We start from the raw sequence: 21,174 nt of genomic DNA, 5'->3' as shown, positions 1-21,174 counted from the left end.
CGGGCCGACCGCGAGGTGCTGGAGCACGGCGTCGAGACGGGCATCATCAAGCGGCTGCCGCACGGTGAGTTCATCGAGATCCACCAGCCGCTGGCCGGCGTGGACAGCCACGGGCACGCCATCCCGCTCGAGTACCAGGGCGCGTCGGTGCCGAAGAAGATGAACAAGCTGGGTTCGGCCGGCCACGCGGTGCCGGGCACGTTCTGGTCCCCGGACCCGGCCGAGGAGACCGCGGCGCTGCAGCGGGCCAACGGCAACGGGCACGGGAACGGGCACTCGATCACCCAGGGTGAACCGGGTGAGTTCGAGAGCATCGAGACGGCCGAAGCCGCCAAGCGCTCCGAGCACTAGTCGTCACCGACGTCGAAGGCCACCTCCGCCCGGAGGTGGCCTTCGACGTTTCCGCTCTACTCCTGGCCGGCGCGGAGCCGGGAGACGGCCTTCTCCGCCCTCGAGACGCGCGTCTCGAGCTTCTTGGCCTCGGCAACCCAGCGGACGTACTCACGCCGGTGGGAGGGCGGCAGCGCCTCGAACAGCGCCGCGGCGTCCGGGGCGGCCGCGAGGGCAGCGGCCAGCTCCGCGGGGAGCTCGCTCAATCCTCCACGCCGATCGAGAAGGCCGATTCGGTGTCGGAGCGGCTGTAGGACCGGAACGCGATGTGCGTGACGGTGTTGAGCACGCCCGGCACCTTCCCGATCCGGCCGGGGATCAGGTCGGCCAGCTCCTCGTGCGTGGACACCTTCACGGTGGCGATGAGGTCGACGTCCCCGGCGCACGAGTAGACCTCGCCGACACCGTCGATGTCGGCGATCGCCTGCGCCGCGTCCGGGATCGCGTCCGCCTCTACCTGGATCAACACGATCGCGGTGATCACCTGGGTCCTCCAAGACTCGTGTGCGGGTGTCGTCCGCGATCCTAGCTACGCCGCGGTGTGGGCCAGCCAGTGCGCGGCGAGTGCTTCGTCGCCGGTGACGGTGACGCCCTCCGCGGGCCGGCGCCGGGTCAGCACGAGCAGGAGGTCCCGCACCGGGCCGGTCAGCGTCACGTCCGCGGTGCCGGATTCCCGCGTCCACCGGACGCCGCCGGGGTGGCGGGTGATCAGCCAGCCCGGGCCCGCGTCCGGGGTCAGCCGCAGGGTCTGGCCGGTGCCGCGCAGCTCGGCGAAGTCCGGTTTGAGGCTCGCCGTGACGGGGTCGCAGAGCAGCTCCAGCCACTCGCTGATCGCGTCGGCGGCGTGGTCCGGCGCCACGGTGAAGCCCCGGCCGGCGGCCAGGGCGGCGTCGGCGTGGTGGACGGTGGTGTCGTGCAGCATCCGGCGCAGCCAGAACCGGGCCGGCCGGGGGCCGAGGAACGTCCAAACCGGAGTGCCGCCGGCGGCCGTCACGGCGTCTTCGAGGTCCTGGGCGCCCTCGCACAGCCAGCCGGACCACTTCTCGGGGGAGCCGGGGTCGGCGTCGAACGGGTCCGGGACCGGCGACGGCCCGTCCCGGACGATGCTCGCGGCCCAGCGGTGGGCCTGGCCGAGGTGCCCGGTGAGCACCCGCAGCGGCCACTCCGGGCAGGTGGGCACTTTCATGTCCGGATCGGCGTTTTCGACGGCTGCGGCGAAGCCGGCGGTGTGCTCGTGGAGTCCTTCGGCGAGTCTCGTGGTGTCCATGGCCGTACCGTAGGAATTCCACCCGGCTGGAGGTTCGACGGAAGGTGACCGGAGTCACACTCGGGATCGGCGAGCTGGCGCGCCGCACCGGCGTCTCCGTCCGCACGATCCGGTTCTACTGCGACGAGGGCCTCCTGGAACCGGTGCGCAGCGCGGGCGGCCACCGCCGCTTCGACGGCGCGGCGATCGACCGGCTCACCCTGGTGCGCCGGCTGCGCGGGCTCGGGCTGGGCCTGCGCCCGATCACCGACGTCCTCGCCGGCCGCTGGTCCCTCGACGAGGCCGTGGCGGCCGAGCGGACGGCGCTGGATCGCGAGCTGGCGACGTTGCACTGGCGGCGTTCGGTGCTCCGCGCGGTCTCGGAGGCGGCGCCCGCCGACCGCGCGGCGCGCCTGGAGCTGCTGTCGGCGGTGCAGGACGGGTATTCGGCCCACGAGACGCTGGTCCGCTTGTGGCGTCCGATGACCACGGGCCCGATCCCACCCGACGCGGCCCGCATGTTCCTGGACATCAGCGCCCCGGAGCCCCCGTCCCAGCCGTCGACGGCCCAGGTGGTGGCGTACGCGGAGCTGGTGCTGCTGGCGGCCGACGCCCGGCTGGCGTTGGATCTGAAGGCGAGCACGCTGGCCGGCCAGGACCGCGTCGCGGACCTGGGCGCGCTCCACGCGGAGGTGGGCGAGGCGTGCATCCTGGCCGGAGCCCTCCTGTCAGCCGGAGCCCGGCCGGCCCCGGGGCCGGAGCTGGACCGTTTCGTGGCGGCCCACGCATCGGCCCTGGACGCGGCGGACAGCCCGTCCTTCCGCCGGGCGTTGAACCACCGGACGGCGCCGGACCGCAATCCGCGGCTTCGCCGCTACTGGCACCTGACGGGGGAGATCACCGGCGAAGCGGCCCCGATGGGCCTCGCCCACACCTGGCTCCTGGACGCCCTGAACACCTCGGTCGCCTAACCGCCCCGCTTCCGGCCTGCGTACCCACACGGTCGGCCTGCGTACCCAGAGGGTCGGCTGGCGTACCCACACGGTCGGTTCGCGTACCGGGAGGGTCGCCTCGCGAACCCGGGCGGTCGCCTTGCGTACCCACACGGTCGGCTTGCGTGCCTGAAGGGTCGGCTCGCGTGCCTGAAGGGTCGGCTCGCGTGCCTGAAGGGTCGGCTCGCGGGCCTGGAGGGTCGCTTTGCGTGCGCGGATGGTCCGCCACGGACCGACCTTCCCGGTGCGGCGGCCGACCCTCCGGGTACGCAAGCCGACTCCCTGGGTACGCCAGCCGACGGTGCGGGTACACGAGCCGACTCCCTGGGTACGCGGGCCGACCGGGTACGGCAGGCGGGCGGGCGGGGAGTTGGGTGCGTTAGTCGGTGTGTTCGAGGGTGTGGGCGTTTGCGACCAGGTCCAGCCAGTTGCGCCAGCCGGCCACCGCGGCCGGCTCGGACCAGGGGCGGGTGGTGCGGACCAGCCGGACCCCTGGGCGGGCCAGCCAGCGCAGCAGCACCCCCACCTCCTCCGGGGGCGCGCCGTGGAGGGGGCCCGGGTCCGGGAGGACCGTCTCCGCCGAGGCCACCAGTGCCTCCACCACCGGCATCGGCGGCACCCCGCGCCGGGCCACGCCGGCGGAGGCCAGGCGGCCGTAGCGGATCACCGACAGCTCCCAGCCGCCCTCGCCGTCCGGGGCCGCCGCGATCAGCTCGCCGATCGAGGCCAGGGCGCCCTGGCGGTGGGCTCGGCCCAGTGCGCGGATCAGGCCCGCCAGCTCGTCGCGGTGGCGGGCCGCCTGCTCGTAGTGCCGGCCCGCCGCCAGGTGCTCCACGTGCGCGGCCGCCGTGTGCAGGGGACGGCCGTCCAGGCCCGCGATGAGCCCGGACACCGACTCGACCGCCGGGCTGTACGCCTCCACGCTCTGGCGTCCCGCGCACGGCGCTCCGCAGCGTCCCAGCTCCGCCAGCACGCACGGCGTCCCGTTCGCCGACCGCGGCGAGATCCGCTGCGTGCACGTCCGCAGGCCCGACGCCCCGGCCAGGGTGTCCGCCGTCGTGCGGGCGTCCGCCTGGTTGCGGAACGGGCCCAGCACCCCCGGCCGCGGCAGCCGCACCACCGACAGCCGGGGGAACGCCTCGTCGGTCAAGCCGATCCACCAGCCCTGGTGCCGGTTCTTCGACCGCCGGTTGTACGCGGGCCGGTGCGCCGAAATCAGCCGCAGCTCCCGCACCTCCGCCTCCAGCGCGTGCGCGCACACGACGTGGTCGACGCGCTCGGCCAGCGCGACCATCTCCCGGATCCGGCTGCGGTTCTCCGAGCCCGTGAAGTAACTCCGCACCCGCCGCCGCAGGTCCTTCGCCGTGCCGACGTACAGGACCTCCTCCTTCGGCCCCTTGAACAGGTAGACGCCCGGGGCCGACGGCAGGTCCGCCGCCAGGTGCCGTTTCGCCCGCTGGGCGACGGTCACCTCCGGCAGGTACCCCATCAGCTCCTCGAGCGAGTGCACGCCCACGTTCCCGACCCGCTCCAGCAGGCCGTGCAGGACGTCGACGGTCGCCCGCGCGTCGTCCAGCGCCCGGTGCGTGGGCCGCGTCCGCGCGCCGAACAGCATCGCCAGCGCCGTCAGGTTGTAGCGCCCGACCTCGTCCCGCGGCACCACGCGCCGCGCCAGGCGGACCGTGCAGACCACCGTCGGCTTCGGCCACCCGTACCCGTGCCCCTCGCACGCCGCCCGCATGTGGGAGGTGTCGAAGCCGGAGTTGTGCGCCACCAGCACCGCACCCCCGATGAACTCGAGGAACGCCGGCAGCACCTCCTCGATCGGCGGCGCGTCGTAGACCATGGCCTGCGTGATCCCGGTCAATGAGACGATCTGCGGCGGGATCGGCGAGCCCGGGTTCACCAGCGTCGCGAACTCGCCCAGCACCTCGCCGGCGCGCACCTTCACCGCCCCGATCTCGGTGATCACCGACGGACCCGGCGGAGCCCCGGTGGTCTCGAGGTCGAAGACGACGAAAGTGGTGTCCCGCAAGGGAGTTCCGAGCTCGTCGAACGCGAGCTGAGCCTGGACCGAACGCATGGGCGAGACTTTAGGGGCGGCCCCCGACAGTTTTGCCGGTGCAGTGCTCGGCGCGGTGGTCGCGCAGTGCTCGGCGCGGTGCCCGCGCGGGCCACCGGCGCGGTCCGTGTGGCGCGCGGGGCGGGATGCGGGGGCGGGGCCTACCCTGGACCAATGCACCCGCAGCCGCTCGTGCCGGAGCCACCCGGGGACCCCGTCGGTCCCTCGGGTGTCGCGTCGCGCACCGAGCCGGCCGAGGAGCCCGCTGACCAGGCCGGACATCCCGAGCCCGCCACCTGGCCCGCGCTGCCCGAACCGGTGCGCGACCGCATCGCCGAGCTCGCCGCGGCCGCCGTCGCCAAGCTGCCCGCCACCGACGTGCCCCGCCAGCTGCGGCCGGTCGCCAAGTTCGCCCCGGCCAAGCGCGCGAAGCTCGGCGGCGCCGCCCTGCTCGCGGCCCTCGGCGACTCCTCGCAGTTCCGGACCGCCGTCATCGAGTGGCTGCGCGAGCACCGCACCGACGCCCTCGACCCCAACGCCACCGAATCCGTCGCCGCGGCGGCCGCCGCCGTCCTGCTCGGCGAGTCCGGGGCCGCCGGGCGCGTCCGGCTGGTCGCCCGGAACGCCGAGGAAAACGCCCTGCGCGCCGAACGCGACGCCGCGCTCGCCCGCACCCAGCGGCTCGAGACCGAGCTCGCCCAGGTCCGCGCCGAGCTCGCCGAGGCGAAACAGGCCGCCGAGAACGCCCGGGGCGAGCGCGAGGGCGAAGTCGAGAAGCTCCTGAAGCGCCTTCGCGAACAAGGCGTCCAGTTGCGCCAGGCCCGGGACGCGACCGAAGCGGCCGCCGCCGACGCCGAACGCGGGTCCGCCGCGCGCAACGCCGAGATCGCCGCCCTCACCGCCCAGCTCGAGCGCGAACGCCAGCGCGTCGCCGGCGAGCGCGCCCGCGCCGAGCGCGCGGTCACCGACGCCGAGATCGCCCGCCAGTCCGCGCGCGAGGCCCGGCAGGCCGACGAGGTGCGGCTCGCCCTGCTCATCGACACCATCGACGGCGCCGTCACCGGCCTGCGCCGCGAGCTCGCCCTCGGCGCGCGCGGCGCCCGCCCGGCGGACATGGTCCGCGGCGCCAGCGCCGGCACCGGCCAGGGCGGCAAGATCGCCGACGTGACCACGTTGGACCGCTATCTCGCGCTGCCCAACGTGCACCTGATCGTCGACGGCTACAACGTCACCAAGACCGGCTACCCGGAACTCGCCCTCGCCGACCAGCGCGACCGGCTGATCCACCAGCTGTCCGCGCTGGCCGCGCGCACCGCCGCCGAGGTCACCGTCGTGTTCGACGGCGCCGGCGTGCTGTCCGTCCCCGCCTCGGTGCCCCGCGGCGTGCGGGTGCTGTTCTCCGACCGCGGGGTGCTGGCCGACGACGTCATCCGCAACATCGTGGCGGCCGAGCCCGCGGGGCGGCCGATGGTCGTCGCGACGTCCGACCGCGCGGTGGCGGACTCCGTGCGCGGCCGCGGCGCCCATCCCGCGCCGTCATCGGTGCTGGTCAGCCGCCTCTCCCGGGTCTGACCGCCCGAAACTGTCGGTGGTGGCCCCTACCGTGTGGAGCAGCAGTTCCCACGTGAGGAGGACACATGACCGGGATCCCCGAGTTGTCCGAAGTGGACGTCTCGCACATCGCCGTTTCGGACATCGAGAACCTGGTGGTCGACTGCGACCGCTGCGCCGTGCGCGGCATCTCGTGCCACGACTGCGTCGTGAGCGTGCTGCTCGGCGCGCCACCCGCCGTGGTGTGGGACGCCGACGAGCGGCGCGCGGTCGACGCCCTGGCCGAGGCCGGGATGGTGCCACACCTCCGGTTGATCGAAGAACCGATCCGGCACACCGCCTGATTTCCACCGTTTCGTGGCGGCGCGCCGAATGGTCGATTGAATCGGTGAACGGTCGGTAGTCGAAAAGCGCCGCGGAGAAACCCCAGCGTGTAACGCCCATCACATGTTTGTCCTTGCCCTGGTCCGATGGTGGTCCGCGGCGTCACTCAGCGTTTTTGGCGATGAGGTGGTGGACGTGGTGGCGCTCTTTTCGTAACCTGTCCGAGATCTCGTGGCCCCCGGCCGTCTGTGGAGGCGGCGACACGGGATCGCCGCCGGACGCAGCTTTGTCGGGAAGCTGGGAACCGGAACCACCACCGCGTGCTTCACCTGTTGCGGCTCGTGCATGGCAAAAGTGCACGGCCCGGGCGCGTGGTGGCGGGACAGCGGCGAAGAGGAACTCCCCGACCTCTTCGTGCCCCGGTCCCCTTCGGCGGCCGAGACGCAAAGGAGACCCGCGCGACCGTGCAGTCGCATTCCCTCAGGCGCGTGGTTTCAGGTGCCCTCGCCGCGGCCTCGGTGATCACCCTCGTCACCGTGGCCCAGCCGATGGCCACCGCCGCCCCCGTCCCCGTTCTCCAGACCCCGCCCACCGGCTCCGACGCCCTCAACAAGTACCGCGACCTCGCGGCGCAGGCCGAGAAGCTCAACGAAGACCTGCTTTCGGCTCAGGACGACCTGAAGAAGAAGCAGGGCGAGCTCGACAAGGCCACCGGCGACGTCAACGCGGCGAAGCAGCAGGCTGCCCAGGCGTCCGAAAGCCAGAAGAAGTACCAGACCGAGGTCGACAAGTTCGCCGGCGCGTCGTTCACCAGCGGTGTCCAGCTGAACAAGCTGTCCGCGCTGCTGGCCGGCACGTCCACGCAGGACTTCCTCGACCGCTCTTCGGCCCTCGAGGTCATCGCGACCGGCAAGAACGCCGCGATGGGCAACCTCACCGGTGCCGTCCAGCAGGCCACCGACGCCGCCGCCAAGGCCAGCGACGCGGCGAAGCGCGCGCAGGACGCGCGGGACACGGCAGCCAAGCTGACCCAGGACATCCAGGCCAAGCAGAAGACCCTCAAGGACCAGATCGACCAGCTCGAGACGGCCAACAAGAGCCTCAGCACGCAGGACAAGGCGGCCCAGAAGGACCGCGGCGGGACACCGCCCGTCAACGTCAAGGCCCCCACCGCAGCCGCGCAGGCGGCCGTGGACGCCGCGCTGAGCAAGCTCGGCAGCGCGTACGTCTACGGTGCCACCGGCCCGACCAACTTCGACTGCTCGGGCCTGACGCGGTGGGCCTACGGGCAGGCCGGGATCACCCTGCCGCGGACCAGCCGCGAGCAGTCGACCTTCGGCACCGCGGTGCCGCGGGACCAGCTCCAGCCGGGCGACCTCGTGTTCTTCTACTCGCCGGTTTCGCACGTCGGCATGTACATCGGCGACGGCAAGATGGTGCACGCGCCCGACACGGGTGACGTCGTGAAGATCTCGCCGCTGCAGAGCCAGTACTCGGGAGCGCGCCGCCCGACGGCGTGACCCCGGACCACCACGGCAGCATCCCGGAGGGGCGGTACCGCACACGCGGTGCCGCCCCTCCGCCGTTAGCCTCTGGGACGTGCTCAAGACCCTGCTCGTGACCAACGACTTCCCGCCCCGGCCCGGGGGGATCCAGAACTACCTGAACTCCCTCGCCACCCGGCTGCCGGCGGACGACCTGGTCGTCTACGCGCCGTCGTGGGAGTCGCGGACGGGGTCGCACGAGGAGTTCGACGCCGAGGCGCCGTTCGAGGTCGTCCGGCACCCGACGTCGCTGATGCTGCCGACGCCGGACGTGCTCCGCCGGGCGAAGCAGATCATGCGGGCGCGCGACTGCGAAGCCGTCTGGTTCGGTGCCGCGGCGCCGCTCGCGCTGCTGGGGCACCCGCTGCGCCGGGCCGGGGCGCGCCGCGTCGTGGCCTCGACGCACGGCCACGAGGTCGGCTGGTCGATGCTCCCGGCTTCGCGGCAGGCGCTGCGGCGGATCGGCGACACCGCCGACGTCGTCACCTACGTCAGCCGGTACACCCGCGCCCGCTTCGCCGCGGCGTTCGGCGCGATGGCCGGGCTGGAGCTGCTGCCCTCCGGCGTCGACACCGAGGTGTTCCGGCCGGATCCGGCCGCCCGCGCGGAGATCCGCGCCCGCCACGGCCTCGGCGACCGGCCGACCGTCGTCTGCGTGTCGCGGCTGGTCCCGCGCAAGGGCCAGGACCAGCTGATCCGCGCGCTGCCGGCGATCCGCGAACGCGTCCCGGACGCGGCCCTGCTGCTCGTCGGCGGCGGCCCGTACCGCAAGAAGCTCACCGAACTGGTCACCGAGCTGGGCCTGGAGCGCGACGTCGTGCTCACCGGCTCGGTGCCGTGGGCGGAGCTGCCGGCGCACTACACCGCCGGCGACGTCTTCGCGATGCCCGCGCGCACCCGGGGCAAGGGCCTCGACGTCGAAGGCCTCGGGATCGTCTACCTGGAGGCCTCGGCGACCGGGCTGCCCGTGGTCGCCGGCAACTCGGGCGGGGCGCCCGAAGCGGTGCTCGACGAGGTCACCGGGCACGTCGTCGAAGGCCGGGACGTCGTCCAGCTGAGCGAGACCCTGACCAGCCTGCTGGCCGACCCGGTGCGCGCGCGCCGGATGGGCCAGGCCGGGCGGGAGTGGGTGACGGCGAACTGGCGCTGGGACGTCATGGCGCGGCGGCTGTCCGGGCTGCTGGACGGCGATCCGGTGGCCGCGGTCCGCTGAGGCGTGGTCCGTCAAGGCGTGTAGAGCGCCGGGTGCCGGGGATCGTCGACGCGCACCACGACGTCGGCGAGCGAGCTCGGATCCACCTCCTCCTCGTAGCGCTCGTAGGCCGGGACCGCCCAGGCGTCCGGCACGCGGCGGCGCAGGGCGGCGGGGGAGAGCCACAGGTGCACGGCCAGGTCGACGGCCAGCCCGGCGCCGAGCAGCAGTTCGCCGTCGAGGAGCACGACCCCGCCTTCGGGCAGCGGCACCCGTTCGGCGCGGGTCGCGCGGTCGCGCTCGGCGTCCCACAGCGACGGCAGGACCTCGCCGGAACCCTTCAGCGGCTCCAGGACTTCGCGGCGGAGGGCGCCGAGGTCGAGCCAGTCGGTGTAGCGGGCGTCGGGGTTCGTCCGGCCGTGTTCGAAGCGCAGGGACGCGGGACGCAGGAAGTCGCGGGCCGACACGCGCAGCGTCGCGCGGCCGCGCAGGCGCAGCGGATCGACCAGGGCGTCGGCGAGTTCCGCGGTGCCGGTGGCGCCCGCCGCGCCGTCGACGGCCACCGCGATCCGCGGCGCGGTCAGTGCGTCGATCCGGTCGGTGAGCTCTTCGGCGAGGACGGCGGGGGAGATCGGGCGGTAGCGCACGGGTTCCCATCCTCCACCCGGGCCGCCCGGCGGTTTTGTCGTACCCCGGTGGGAGGATGAGGACATGACTTCTTCAGTGGGGAAGACGGCCGATGTCGGGTGGAACATCGGCGTTTCGCGCACCTTGCCGTACCCGGCCGAGGTGGTGTGGGACTTCCTGGTCAGCCGCGAGGGCGTCACGATCTGGCTCGGCCCCGGTGTCGAACTGCCCCGGGAACCGGGCGAGGAGTACGAAACGGCGAACGGCACGGTCGGCGAAATCCGCAGCTTCGCCGAAGGCGACCGCGTGCGGCTCACGTGGCGGCCGAGCGACTGGGACCACGACTCGACCGTGCAGGTGCGGCTGAGCGGCGCGGGAGCCAAGACCACGCTGCGGTTCCACCAGGAATGGCTTGCGGACGCGGAAGAGCGCGAGCAACAGCGGGCATACTGGCAGGACGTGACCGAGCGCGTCGTGGCGGCACTCGCCGAACGCTGACGCCGTGAGTTCTGGGGGCTGGGATGACGACCGGCGAAACCGTCGAGGTGGCCGAAGACTTCGCGCAGGACGCGCACCTGTTCGCGGAACTGCTGCGCGGCGGCGGCCCGGTCCGCCGGGTGCGGCTGCCACCGCGGGGGCTGCCCTGCTACCTGGTCACCGGGTTCGCGGAGGCGCGGGCGCTGCTGGCCGATCCGCGGCTGCGGAAGAACAGCCAGGGCATCCGCGAGGTGTTCGAACGGAAGCTGCCGCCGGAGCTGCTGCAGAACGGCCTCGGGCAGGACCTGAGCTGGCACATGCTGAACTCGGACCCGCCGGACCACACGCGGCTGCGGAAGCTGGTGAACAAGGCGTTCACCGCGCGGACGGTGTCGCGCCTGCGGCCGCGGGTCGAGGAGATCACCGCGGAGCTGCTCGACGCGCTGGCCGGGCAGGAGCGGGCCGACCTGGTGGCGTCGTTCGCCGCGCCGCTGCCGATCACGGTGATCTGCGAGCTGCTCGGCGTGCGCGAAGAGGACCGCGCGGAGTTTTCCGGCTGGTCCAAGACGCTGCTGAGCGCGTCGGTCCGGCCGGAGCCGGTGCAGGCCGCGGCGGCGAGCATGTTCGCCTACCTGACCGGCCTGATCGCCCAGAAGCGCGCCGAGCCGGCCGAAGACCTGCTGTCGGACCTGGTGCACGCGAGCGACGACGGCGATTCGCTGTCCGAGCCCGAGCTGGTGTCGATGGCGTTCCTGCTGCTGGTGGCGGGCCACGAGACCACGGTCAACCTGATCGCGAACGCCGTGCTGGCCCTGCTGCGCGAGCCGGAGCAGCTGGCCCGCCTGCGCGCGGAGCCGGATCTGCTGCCGGGCGCGGTGGAGGAGTTCCTGCGGTTCGACGGCCCGATCCACCTGGCGACGCTGCGGTTCACCGCGGAGCCGGTGGAGGTGGCCGGCGTGACGATCCCGGAGGGCGAGTTCGTCCTGGTTTCCCTGCTGGGCGCCAACCGCGACGCGGAGCGGTATCCGGAGCCGGACAAGCTGGACATCACGCGCGCGGCCGGGGGACACCTGGCGTTCGGGCACGGGATCCACTACTGCGTGGGGGCGCCGCTGGCCCGGCTGGAGGCGGAGATCGCGCTCGGCGGGCTGCTGGAGCGGTTCCCGGGGCTGGCGCTGGACGCGAAGGCGGACGAGCTGGTCTACCGGCCGAGTTCGCTGGTGCACGGGTTGGAGACGTTGCCGGTCCGGCTGTGAGGGCGCTTCGGGCCGGGAAGCGAGGGATGGGGCGGGCTGGGCGGATTCCGGCCGGTCGGTTCCATGCGCCGCCGAGGCGCGGGAACCCGGCTGAGGCGGTGTCGTAGGGTCGGCGGATGGACTCCGCCGACCTGCTCGCCTTGGACGCCCAGCACGTCTGGCACCCCTACGCGCCGATGCCGGCGAAGGTGCCGGCCCTGCTGGTGACCGAGGCGAGCGGCGTCCGGCTGAAGCTCTCCGACGGCCGGGAACTCGTCGACGGCATGTCTTCGTGGTGGTCGGCCATCCACGGCTACCGGCACCCCGTGCTCGACGCCGCCCTCACCGCGCAAGCCGGGCGGATGAGCCACGTCATGTTCGGGGGCCTCACCCACGAACCCGCCATCACCCTCGCGAAGACCTTGGCCGACCTCAGCCCCGACGGCCTCGAGCACGTCTTCCTCTGCGACTCCGGGTCCGTCTCGGTCGAAGTCGCCGCGAAGATGTGCCTGCAGTACCAACGCTCTCGCGGGCGAACCGGCAAACACAAGCTGCTCACCTGGCGCGGCGGCTACCACGGGGACACCTTCACCCCGATGAGCGTCTGCGACCCCGACGGCGGCATGCACTCCCTGTGGCGCGGGGTGCTGCCCGAACAGGTCTTCGTGCCCGTGCCGCCGTCCGGCTTCGACACCCCGCCCGACCAGTCCTATGTGGACCTGCTGGCCGCGGAGATCGAGCGGCACGAGGACGAACTCGCCGCGGTGATCGTCGAACCCGTGGTGCAGGGCGCCGGGGGGATGCGGTTCCACCACCCCGCCTACCTGCGTGCCCTGCGGGAACTCACCGAAGCGCACGGCGTGCTGCTGATCTTCGACGAGATCGCGACCGGCTTCGGCCGCACCGGCGCGCTGTTCGCCGCCGAGCACGCCGGTGTCACGCCCGACGTCATGTGCGTCGGCAAGGCGCTCACCGGGGGCTACCTGAGCATGGCGGCCGCCCTGTGCACCCCGGAAGTCGCCGCCGGCATCGCGCGCGGCGAACTGCCCGTGCTCGCGCACGGCCCGACCTTCATGGGCAACCCGCTCGCCTCGGCCGTCGCCAACGCCTCCCTCGGCCTGCTCGCCGGCGGCGGCTGGCGCACCGACGTCACCCGGCTCGAAAAAGGCCTGCTCGACGGCCTGGCCCCGGCGCGCGACCTGCCCGCCGTCACCGACGTGCGGGTGCTGGGCGGGATCGGCGTGCTCCAGCTCGACCACCCCGTCGACATGGCCGTCGCCACGGACGTCGTCACCGCGCACGGTGCCTGGCTGCGGCCGTTCCGGGACCTCGTCTACGCCATGCCGCCGTACGTTTCGACTGACGACGACCTCGCCGTGATCACCCGCGCGATGCTCGCGGTCGCCGAAAAGGCCTGAATTCAGCACATCGGGTGTGACCACCGGCACACCGAGACCCGAAGGTGCCTCACCGTCGCGCTGCGTGGCAGACCATGATCGAAACCACGCGAACGGCGGAGGGGTAAGTGTGACGAGACGGCTCCCGCCGGTCCATCCTGTACCCGGCCGAACGCGAGAAATGCTTGCGTAGCAGACATTTCGCGCGGTTTCGGCGATCCTGCCCCCATGATCGAGATCGTTCGTGGCGAGCACGACACCGGACCCCCGAAGCACTCCGAGCACCTGGAGAACCTCAAGCACGATTTCCTCGCGTCGATAGTCGTCTTCCTCGTCGCCGTCCCCCTGTCCCTGGGCGTGGCCTTCGCGGCCGGGGCGCCGCTGCTCTCGGGCCTGATCTCCGCCGTCGTCGGCGGACTGGTCGCGAGCCTCTTCGGCGGATCGCCGCTGCAGGTCAGCGGCCCCTCCGCCGCCCTCACCGTGGTGCTGGCCGACACGATCGCCACCCACGGCTGGCCGGTCACCTGCGCGATCACCGTCGCCGCGGGCCTGCTCCAGATCCTCTTCGGCCTCACCCGGGCCGCCCGCGCCGCGCTCGCCGTGTCCCCGGCGATCGTGCACGGCCTGCTCGCCGGCATCGGCGTCACGCTCGTGCTCGGCCAGCTGCACGTCGTCCTCGGCGGCTCGGCCCAGGGTTCCGCGCTGGCCAACGTCCTGGCGCTGCCCGGGCAGGTCGCCGCGCACCACGACCAGGCCGTGCTGATCGGCGTCGTCACCCTCGGCGTGCTGCTGGCCTGGCCGCGGCTGCCGAACGCCGTCCGCCGCGTGCCCGCCCCGCTGGCCGCCGTCGCACTGGCCACCGGCCTCTCCATCGCGACCGGCATGAGCCTGCCGCGCGTCGACCTCCCCGCCGGGCTGCCCTCGCTGCACCTGGTGCCGCGGCTGCCGGACGGCGGCTGGAGCGGCTTCGCCGTCGCCGCGGTCACCATCGCGCTCATCGCCGGCCTGGAGAGCCTGCTGTCCGCGGTCTCGGTGGACAAGCTCCGCGGCGGCCCGCGCACCGACCTCGACCGCGAACTCATCGGGCAGGGCGCGGCGAACGTCGCCGCCGGCGCGCTCGGCGGCTTCCCCGTCACCGGCGTCATCGTGCGCAGCATGACCAACTTCGAGGCCGGCGCGCGCACCCGGGCGTCGGCGATCCTGCACTGCGGCTGGATCCTCGCCGCCTGCCTGCTGCTCACCGGCGTGCTGCGGCTGATTCCGCTGGCGGCGCTGGCCGCGCTGCTGGTGTACGTCGGGACGAAGCTGGTGAACCTCCACGGGCTCAAGGAGGTGCGGCGCCACGGCGACCTGCCGGTGTACGCCGTCACCCTGGCCGGCGCGGTGGCCGTCAACCTGCTCACCGGTGTCGCGGCGGGGGTCCTGCTCGCGCTCGCGATGATGCTGCGCCGGATGATCTTCTCCGGCATTCACGTCGAAAGGGCAGGCACCGAACGGGCGGGTGACCGGCACCGCGTCGTCATCGAAGGCGCGCTGACGTTCCTGTCCGTGCCGCGGCTGACCCGCGTGCTCGCCGAGGTGCCCCCGCACGCCGAGGTCACCCTCGAGCTGCACGTCGACTACCTCGACCACGCCGCGTTCGACTGCCTGCGCGGCTGGCAGCAGGCGCACGCCGGGTGCGTGACGGTCGACGAGATCGGGCACCCGTGGTTCGGCCGCGGCCGCGCGGGGGAGCCGACCGTGCGCCGCAGCGTCGCCGCGCGCGTCGTGCCGCGGTGGCTCGCGCCGTGGTCGGAGTGGCAGGCCGAGCACGTCGTGCTGCCCGCCCAGCGCACCGCCAGTTCCCTGCTGTGCCGCGGTGCTTCGGAGTTCCAGCGCCGCACGGCCCCGCTGCTGCGCGACACGTGGAGCGGGCTGGCGCACGGCCAGCAGCCGCACACGCTGTTCATCACCTGCGGCGACGCGCGGATCGTGCCGAACCTGATCACCACCAGCGGGCCGGGCGACCTGTTCACGGTGCGGAACATCGGCAACCTCGTGCCGCCGGCCGACGGCACGGACTCGTCGGTCGGCGCGGCGATCGAGTACGCCGTCGGGGTGCTCGAGGTCGCCGAAATCGTCGTGTGCGGCCATTCCGGCTGCGGGGCGATGAAGGCGCTGCTGGGCCACGCCCCGGCCGGGCTCGACCAGCTCGGCAGCTGGCTGCGCCACGGCGAAGCGACGCTCCGGCGACGCAGCCGCGAGGCGCCGCTGCTGCTCGGCGGCGAGCGGCCGGCCGCCGAGGCCGACCAGCTGGCCCTGCAGAACGTGGTGCAGCAGCTGGAAATGCTGCGTGGCTACCCGGTGGTCGCGGCGGCCCTGGAGCGGGGTGCGCTGCGGCTGACCGGGATGTACTTCGACGTCGGCGCGGCGCAAGTGTCCCTTTTGGACGAAGCCGCGCGCGGGTTCGTCCCCGCGGGGGCGCTGGAGCACTGACGCACCGCCGGCGGCCACCTCCGTTGCCCACGGGGGTGGCCGTCGGCGCGCAAAGCCTTGTGTCGTACGGAATTCAACTGTCACGTGACAGGCGGCTGCGCGTGAACGGCGCGTTAACGAAATGCCCGATTTGTGTCATTCGGGCTAATTATGGCGACTTGTTCACTCGATCGGGTGGCACATAGCGGACATTTCACTCGATTTCCGGTTGCATGGTGATCATGAGACCCCTCGCCGTGCTCCGACACGACCTGCCGGCCTCACTGGTCGTCTTCCTCGTAGCCGTCCCCCTGTCCCTCGGCATCGCCCTCGCTTCGGGCGCTCCGGTCGCCGCCGGGCTGGTGGCCGCCGTCGTCGGCGGCGTGGTCGCCGGCGCGCTCGGCGGCTCCGCGCTGCAAGTCAGCGGGCCCGCCGCCGGCCTGACCGTGGTCATGGCCGAAACCATCCAGACGTTCGGGTGGGTCGTCACCTGCGCGATCACCGTCGCCGCCGGGGCGCTCCAGATCCTGCTGGGGCTGAGCCGCATCGCCCGCGCCGCGCTGGCCATCTCGCCGGCGATCGTGCACGGCATGCTGGCCGGCATCGGCGTCACGATCGTGCTCGGCCAGCTGCACGTCATCCTCGGCGGCAAAGCCCAGAGCTCGGCCGTGGAGAACGTCGCCGAGCTGCCCGCCCAGATCATCGCCCACCACGACTCCGCCACCATCGTCGGCCTGCTCACCATCGGTCTCCTGCTGAGCTGGCCGAAGCTGCCGGCGGCGGTCCGCAAGGTGCCGGGGCCGCTGGCCGCGATCGCGGTGGCCACGGTGGTGTCGGTCGCGTCCGGGATGACGCTCCCGCGCGTCGAGCTGCCCGGTGACCTGCTGAACGTCCACCTCGTCCCGCAGCTGCCGGACGGCGGCTGGAGCGGGTTCGCCCTCGCCGTCGTCACGATCGCGCTGATCGCCAGCGTGGAGAGCCTGCTCTCGGCGGTCGCGGTCGACCGCATGCACACCGGGCCGCGCGCCAACCTCGACCGCGAACTGGTCGGCCAGGGCGCGGCCAACATGCTCTCCGGAGCGCTGGGCGGCCTGCCCGTCACCGGCGTCATCGTCCGCAGCTCCACCAACGTGACCGCCGGGGCGAAGTCCCGGGCGTCGGCGGTGCTGCACGGCCTCTGGGTGCTGCTGTTCGTCGTCCTGCTCGCCGGGCTGATCCAGAGCATCCCGCTGGCCGCGCTGGCCGGCCTGCTCGTGCACGTCGGCGCGAAGCTGGTCAACCCCGGGCACATGAAGACCGTGCTGGCCCACGGCGACCTGCCCGTGTACCTGCTCACCCTCGCCGGCGTCGTCGTGTTCGACCTGCTCACCGGCGTGCTGGCGGGCATCGGGCTGGCGGTGGTGCTGATGCTGCGCCGCACGGTCTGGTCGGGCATCCACATCGAACGGGAAGGCACCGGGCGCGAGGGCGACAACTGGCGCGTCGTCGTCGAAGGCGTCCTGACGTTCCTGTCGGTGCCGCGGCTGTCGAAGGTGCTCGGGACCGTCCCGGGCGGCGTCACCGTGCGGCTGGAGCTGGTCGTCGACTACCTCGACCACGCCGCGTTCGAGAGCCTGCACACCTGGCAGCAGGCGTACGAGCGCGCCGGCGGCACGGTGGAGGTCGACGAGGTCGGCCACCCCTGGTTCGGCGAGGGCAAGGCGGGCCGCCCGACGCGGTCCCGGGTCGCCGCGAGCCGGGCGGTGCCGCGCTGGCTCGCGCCGTGGTCGGAGTGGCAGGCGGCGGAAGGGGTCGAGATCCCGGCCCAGCAGACCCGCCGCGGCGCCACGGAGTTCCACCGCCGCGCGGCGCCGCTGCTGCGCGACACGCTGTCCGGCCTGGCCGACGGCCAGCGGCCGCGCACCCTGTTCATCACCTGCGGAGATTCCCGGATCGTGCCGAACCTGATCACGACGAGCGGCCCGGGCGACCTGTTCACCATCCGCAACATCGGCAACCTGGTGCCGCCGGGTCAAGCGGACGCGTCGATGAACGCGTCCATCGAGTACGCGGTGGGCGTCCTCGGGGTCGAGGAGATCGTGGTGTGCGGCCACTCGAGCTGCGGCGCGATGGCCGCACTGGCCGACGGCCCGCCGCCGGGGCCGCTGTCGGCCTGGCTGCACCACGCCGAGCCGAGCGCGCACCGGCTCGGCTCGGCCACCCTCGACGGCGGCGTCCCGGACCGGGAAGGCGATCGGCTGGCGCTGCACAACGTGCTCCAGCAGCTGGAGCACCTGCGCGAGTACCCGGCGGTGGCGGCGGCCGAGTCGGCCGGGAAGCTGCAGCTGACGGCGATGTACTTCCACGTCGGCGACGCCCAGGTGTACCTGTTCGACGCGGCCGAGCGGACGTTCCGCCCGGCCGGCGCACCGGTGGTGGTGCCGGGCGCCTGACCCGCCGTCCGGCTCGTGAGTGGTAAGGCGGGTTCTAACCCGCTTTACCACTCACGACCGGCTGCGGCAGGGCTTTGACCACGGCCCGCGTGCACGACCGGGCACGGAGTCACTATGTTGATGGCCCGTGACCATGCTGGTGATGACGGGAACCGGGACCGGGGTCGGCAAGACGATCACCACGGCGGCGATCGCGGCCGTGGCGGTGGCCGGCGGACAGCGGGTGGCCGTGCTGAAGCCGGCCCAGACCGGGGTGCGGCCCGATGAGCCCGGTGACCTCCAGGACGTCGTCCGGCTCGCCGGGCCGGACGTCACCACACGCGAACTGCGCCGCTACCCGGATCCGCTGTCCCCGGAAGCCGCCGCCCGGCGCAGCGGGCTGCCGGCGCTCGACCCCGGCGAAATCGCCCAGGCCGCCTCCGACCTCGACACCGCGCACGACCTCACCCTCATCGAGGGCGCCGGAGGCCTGCTCGTGCGCTTCGACCCCACCGGCGCGAGCCTCGCCGACGTCGCCTGGTCCCTCGGCTCGCTCGTGATCATCGTGGCCGAGGCCGGTCTCGGCACGCTCAACGCCACCGCGCTCACCGCCGAGGTCGCCGGCAAGCGCGGGCTGACCGTCGCCGGCGTGATCATCGGCGCGTGGCCGGCCGAACCGGACCTCGCGGCGCTGTCCAACCTCGAAGACCTGCCGGTCGCGGCGGGGGCGCCCCTGCTCGGCGTGCTGCCCGCCGGCATGGGCCAGTCTTCCCGCGAGGACTTCCTGGCCGCGGCCCGGGCCGGGCTCTCGCCGTGGTTCGGCGGCGAATTCGACCCGGAGCTTTTCGCTGGTTGCGCTTCTGCCGGGAAGTGACCTGCATCGCTGTCGCCTCGACGTACCTTCGTGCACGATGAGGGACGCTTTCCGCACCACCTCGATCAAGGAGCCGCCCGTGACCGCAGTCCCGGACACCGATGTCAGTGACAGCCGGGGCTCCGCCCCGAGCCGGGGGCTTCGCCACCCGGACCCCCCGGAAAGCCTGCTTGCCCTCGCCCGCGAGCAGGTCCTAGAAAACGGCGTCGGCCTCGGTGAACAGCAGGTCCTCGACGTGCTCCGGCTGCCCGACGACCGGCTGCCCGACCTCCTCGCCCTGGCGCACGAGGTGCGGATGCGCTGGTGCGGGCCGGAGGTCGAGGTCGAGGGCATCATCAGCCTGAAGACCGGCGGCTGCCCCGAGGACTGCCACTTCTGCTCCCAGTCCGGCCGCTTCCCGACGCCGGTGCGCTCGGCGTGGCTCGACATCCCGAACCTGGTCAAGGCCGCCCGGCAGACCGCCGAAACCGGCGCGACGGAGTTCTGCATCGTCGCCGCCGTCCGCGGCCCGGACCAGCGGCTGCTTTCGCAGGTCCGCGAGGGCGTTCGCGCGATCCGCGAGGACGGGAACGACATCCAGATCGCGTGCTCACTGGGCATGCTGACGCAGGAGCAGGTCGACGAGCTCGTCGAGATGGGCGTCCACCGCTACAACCACAACCTCGAGACGGCGCGCTCGCACTTCCCGTCGGTGGTCACGACGCACACGTGGGAAGAGCGCTGGGACACCCTGCGCATGGTCGCCGACGCGGGCATGGAGGTTTGCTGCGGCGGGATCATCGGCATGGGGGAGACGGTCGAGCAGCGCGCGGAGTTCGCCGTGCAGCTGGCCGAGCTGAACCCGCACGAGGTGCCGATGAACTTCCTCATCCCGCAGCCGGGCACGCCGTACGAGCACTACGAGATCGTCGAGGGGCGCGACGCGTTGCGGACGGTGGCGGCGTTCCGGCTCGCGATGCCGCGCACGATGCTGCGCTTCGCCGGCGGCCGCGAGCTCACGCTGGGCGACCTCGGCGCGGAGCAGGGCATGCTCGGCGGGATCAACGCGATCATCGTCGGCAACTACCTGACCAACCTGGGCCGGCCGGCTTCGGCGGATCTGGAGATGCTGGACGAGCTCAAGATGCCCATCAAGGCCCTCAGTGACAGCCTCTGACGCTGCGACGGCCTCCGGTGCCTTTTGTGTCCATTGTGGACAGGAGTCGCCGGGTGGGGCGGACCACCCGGCGTGCCGCAACCCCCGGACGGCGCTGGAACCGCCGCGGTACTGCACGTTCTGCGCGCGCCGGCTGGTGGTCCAGGTGAGCCCGCTCGGGTGGACGGCCCGCTGCAGCCGGCACGGCGAGACCGCGAGCGGCTGACGGCCGAGTGGGGTAACGAACCGGATCGTTCATTGGCTGGTTGGCGTGGTGCGGTAACGAACTAGATCGTTCATTGCGTTGGCCGAACATGGCCCGGTAACGAACTAGATCGTTCATTGCGCCGGCTGCACGTGGGTCGGTAACGGACTGGATCGTTCATTAGCCGGCGCGCCTGCGAGGCGTAACGGACTAGATCGTTCATTAGGCTGGCCGGCGCGGTGCGATAACGGACCAGATCGTTCATTGGGTCGGCCGAAGCGGTGCGGTAACGAACCAGGTCGTTCATTTACTCGCGCCGCCGCGAGGATGTAACTAACCGGATCGTTCACTACGGCCCGCGCCGCCCGCACCGCCCGCGCGGCCGACACGGCGAGCAGCTCACCGCGTCCCCGCATCGACCGGTTACGCTCGGTGGCACTGATCGCAGGAGGGAGTCCGGGTGAGTGAGTCGTCGGGGCCCGCGCACCGGCCGTCGGCCGTGGCCGGGCCGTGGTCGGTGCCCGTGCTGTTCCGGGAGCGGCGGCCGCGCGTCGTCGTGAAGGCCGACCTGCTGCCCGCCGTCAGCGTGCTCGGCACCCTGAGCCTGCTGAGCTTCCCGCTCGCCTTCGCGTGGTCGCGGCTCGCCCCACCGGAACGGGTGCGCATCGTCGCCGCCGACGGCACCCAGGGCGCCCTGGAGCTGGAAAGCTGGCACCGGTTCGACGACTTGGCCGTCTTCGGGTTCCTCACGCTCGGGCTGGGCATCGTCGTCGGCGTCGTCTGCTGGCTGCTGCGCGAACGGCGCGGGCCGGTGGTGTTCCTCGCCGCGGTGCTCGGCGTCGCGCTCGCCGGCGCGCTCGCGATGCTGCTCGGCGTCGGCTGGGCGAACAGCCACTACGCCATCTCCAGCCCGCCCGCGCTCGGGTCGGTGATCGAGCTGGCACCGCGCCTGGAGTCGTGGTGGGTGCTGCTGACCGGCCCGCTCGGCGTGTCGATCGCCTACAGCCTGCTGGCCACCTGGAACGGGCGCGACGACCTGGGTCGCCGCCTCGGCTGAC

The 21,174-nt window shown here is 72.9% G+C and carries 19 protein-coding genes and 1 pseudogene; 15 read left to right on the top strand and 5 right to left on the bottom strand.

Annotated features, from left to right (window positions below; translation table 11 throughout):
- A pseudogene (locus tag C2L58_RS23965) lies at positions 1–351 on the top strand (cytochrome b); the annotation flags it as partial.
- 56 nt (positions 352–407) lie between these two features.
- Here the strand turns inward: C2L58_RS23965 and C2L58_RS23960 are convergent.
- From C2L58_RS23960 to C2L58_RS23950, 3 genes are read right to left on the bottom strand one after another with little or no spacing between them, the layout of a single operon-like run.
- A complete protein-coding gene (locus C2L58_RS23960) occupies positions 408–596 on the bottom strand; it encodes a YdeI/OmpD-associated family protein (RefSeq protein ID WP_103339851.1) in 189 nt (62 codons plus the stop codon).
- Positions 593–874 (bottom strand): Lrp/AsnC family transcriptional regulator, encoded by a 282-nt coding sequence (locus tag C2L58_RS23955; RefSeq protein ID WP_103339850.1) that lies wholly within the window; start codon positions 872–874, stop codon positions 593–595. The genes C2L58_RS23960 and C2L58_RS23955 overlap by 4 nt, the downstream gene beginning before the upstream one ends.
- 45 nt (positions 875–919) lie before the next feature.
- Positions 920–1,657 (bottom strand): maleylpyruvate isomerase family mycothiol-dependent enzyme, encoded by a 738-nt coding sequence (locus C2L58_RS23950; protein WP_103339849.1) that lies wholly within the window; start codon positions 1,655–1,657, stop codon positions 920–922.
- Positions 1,658–1,701: 44 nt separating this feature from the next.
- Between C2L58_RS23950 and C2L58_RS23945 the strand changes: the two genes are divergently transcribed.
- A complete protein-coding gene (locus C2L58_RS23945) occupies positions 1,702–2,607 on the top strand; it encodes a MerR family transcriptional regulator (RefSeq protein ID WP_103339848.1) in 906 nt (301 codons plus the stop codon).
- Positions 2,608–3,007: 400 nt separating this feature from the next.
- Here the strand turns inward: C2L58_RS23945 and C2L58_RS23940 are convergent, their stop codons facing one another.
- A complete protein-coding gene (locus C2L58_RS23940; protein ID WP_103339847.1) occupies positions 3,008–4,711 on the bottom strand; it encodes a DEDD exonuclease domain-containing protein in 1,704 nt (567 codons plus the stop codon).
- 153 nt (positions 4,712–4,864) lie between these two features.
- On the opposite strand from C2L58_RS23940, the gene C2L58_RS23935 reads away from it, so the two are divergent.
- The 4 genes from C2L58_RS23935 to C2L58_RS23920 all read left to right on the top strand — a co-directional run bounded on the left by C2L58_RS23935 (position 4,865) and on the right by C2L58_RS23920 (position 9,322).
- The gene (locus C2L58_RS23935; RefSeq protein ID WP_103339846.1) at positions 4,865–6,262 is read left to right on the top strand and encodes an NYN domain-containing protein; all 1,398 of its coding nucleotides are present in this window, start codon (positions 4,865–4,867) and stop codon (positions 6,260–6,262) included.
- Positions 6,263–6,327: 65 nt separating this feature from the next.
- Positions 6,328–6,585, top strand: a complete 258-nt coding sequence (locus C2L58_RS23930; protein WP_103339845.1) for a hypothetical protein — start codon at positions 6,328–6,330, stop codon at positions 6,583–6,585.
- Between the two features lie 444 nt (positions 6,586–7,029).
- Positions 7,030–8,085 (top strand): C40 family peptidase, encoded by a 1,056-nt coding sequence (locus C2L58_RS23925; RefSeq protein WP_233225888.1) that lies wholly within the window; start codon positions 7,030–7,032, stop codon positions 8,083–8,085.
- A 79-nt stretch (positions 8,086–8,164) separates the two neighbouring features.
- Complete coding sequence (locus C2L58_RS23920) at positions 8,165–9,322, top strand: glycosyltransferase family 4 protein (RefSeq protein ID WP_103339843.1); 1,158 nt, start codon at positions 8,165–8,167, stop codon at positions 9,320–9,322.
- Positions 9,323–9,333: 11 nt separating this feature from the next.
- On the opposite strand, the gene C2L58_RS23915 is transcribed toward C2L58_RS23920, so the two are convergent.
- Entirely contained in the window at positions 9,334–9,948 is a 615-nt protein-coding gene (locus C2L58_RS23915; protein ID WP_103339842.1) for a uridine kinase, read from the bottom strand.
- Between the two features lie 64 nt (positions 9,949–10,012).
- On the opposite strand from C2L58_RS23915, the gene C2L58_RS23910 reads away from it, so the two are divergent.
- The 9 genes from C2L58_RS23910 (at position 10,013) to C2L58_RS23870 (ending at position 21,173) form a co-directional block, all read left to right on the top strand.
- Complete coding sequence (locus tag C2L58_RS23910) at positions 10,013–10,426, top strand: SRPBCC family protein (protein WP_199191407.1); 414 nt, start codon at positions 10,013–10,015, stop codon at positions 10,424–10,426.
- Between the two features lie 23 nt (positions 10,427–10,449).
- Entirely contained in the window at positions 10,450–11,661 is a 1,212-nt protein-coding gene (locus C2L58_RS23905) for a cytochrome P450 family protein (RefSeq protein ID WP_103339840.1), read from the top strand.
- Positions 11,662–11,777: 116 nt separating this feature from the next.
- On the top strand, positions 11,778–13,058 hold the full coding sequence (locus C2L58_RS23900) for an adenosylmethionine--8-amino-7-oxononanoate transaminase (protein WP_103339839.1): 1,281 nt from the start codon (positions 11,778–11,780) through the stop codon (positions 13,056–13,058).
- 207 nt (positions 13,059–13,265) lie between these two features.
- A complete protein-coding gene (locus C2L58_RS23895; protein WP_103339838.1) occupies positions 13,266–15,512 on the top strand; it encodes a bifunctional SulP family inorganic anion transporter/carbonic anhydrase in 2,247 nt (748 codons plus the stop codon).
- Between the two features lie 212 nt (positions 15,513–15,724).
- On the top strand, positions 15,725–17,923 hold the full coding sequence (locus C2L58_RS23890) for a SulP family inorganic anion transporter (RefSeq protein WP_103339837.1): 2,199 nt from the start codon (positions 15,725–15,727) through the stop codon (positions 17,921–17,923).
- Between the two features lie 133 nt (positions 17,924–18,056).
- Positions 18,057–18,776, top strand: coding sequence for a dethiobiotin synthase (bioD, locus tag C2L58_RS23885; RefSeq protein ID WP_199191409.1), 720 nt, complete (start codon positions 18,057–18,059; stop codon positions 18,774–18,776).
- A gap of 166 nt (positions 18,777–18,942) precedes the next feature.
- Positions 18,943–19,932, top strand: coding sequence for a biotin synthase BioB (bioB, locus tag C2L58_RS23880; protein WP_199191408.1), 990 nt, complete (start codon positions 18,943–18,945; stop codon positions 19,930–19,932).
- On the top strand, positions 19,919–20,137 hold the full coding sequence (gene bsaP / locus C2L58_RS50575; RefSeq protein ID WP_103339835.1) for a biotin synthase auxiliary protein BsaP: 219 nt from the start codon (positions 19,919–19,921) through the stop codon (positions 20,135–20,137). The genes bioB and bsaP overlap by 14 nt, the downstream gene beginning before the upstream one ends.
- Positions 20,138–20,576: 439 nt before the next feature.
- Positions 20,577–21,173 carry a DUF2567 domain-containing protein gene (locus C2L58_RS23870; protein WP_103339834.1) on the top strand — a complete coding sequence of 199 codons (597 nt, stop codon included), beginning with the start codon at positions 20,577–20,579 and terminating at the stop codon, positions 21,171–21,173.
- Position 21,174: the final 1 nt, after the last annotated feature.

Origin of the sequence: Amycolatopsis sp. CA-126428 (genome assembly GCF_002904335.1) — a bacterium.
Lineage (GTDB): Bacteria > Actinomycetota > Actinomycetes > Mycobacteriales > Pseudonocardiaceae > Amycolatopsis.
The sequence above is the reverse complement of the archived record's forward strand: the minus strand, read 5'-3'. Positions and strand labels throughout refer to the sequence as shown.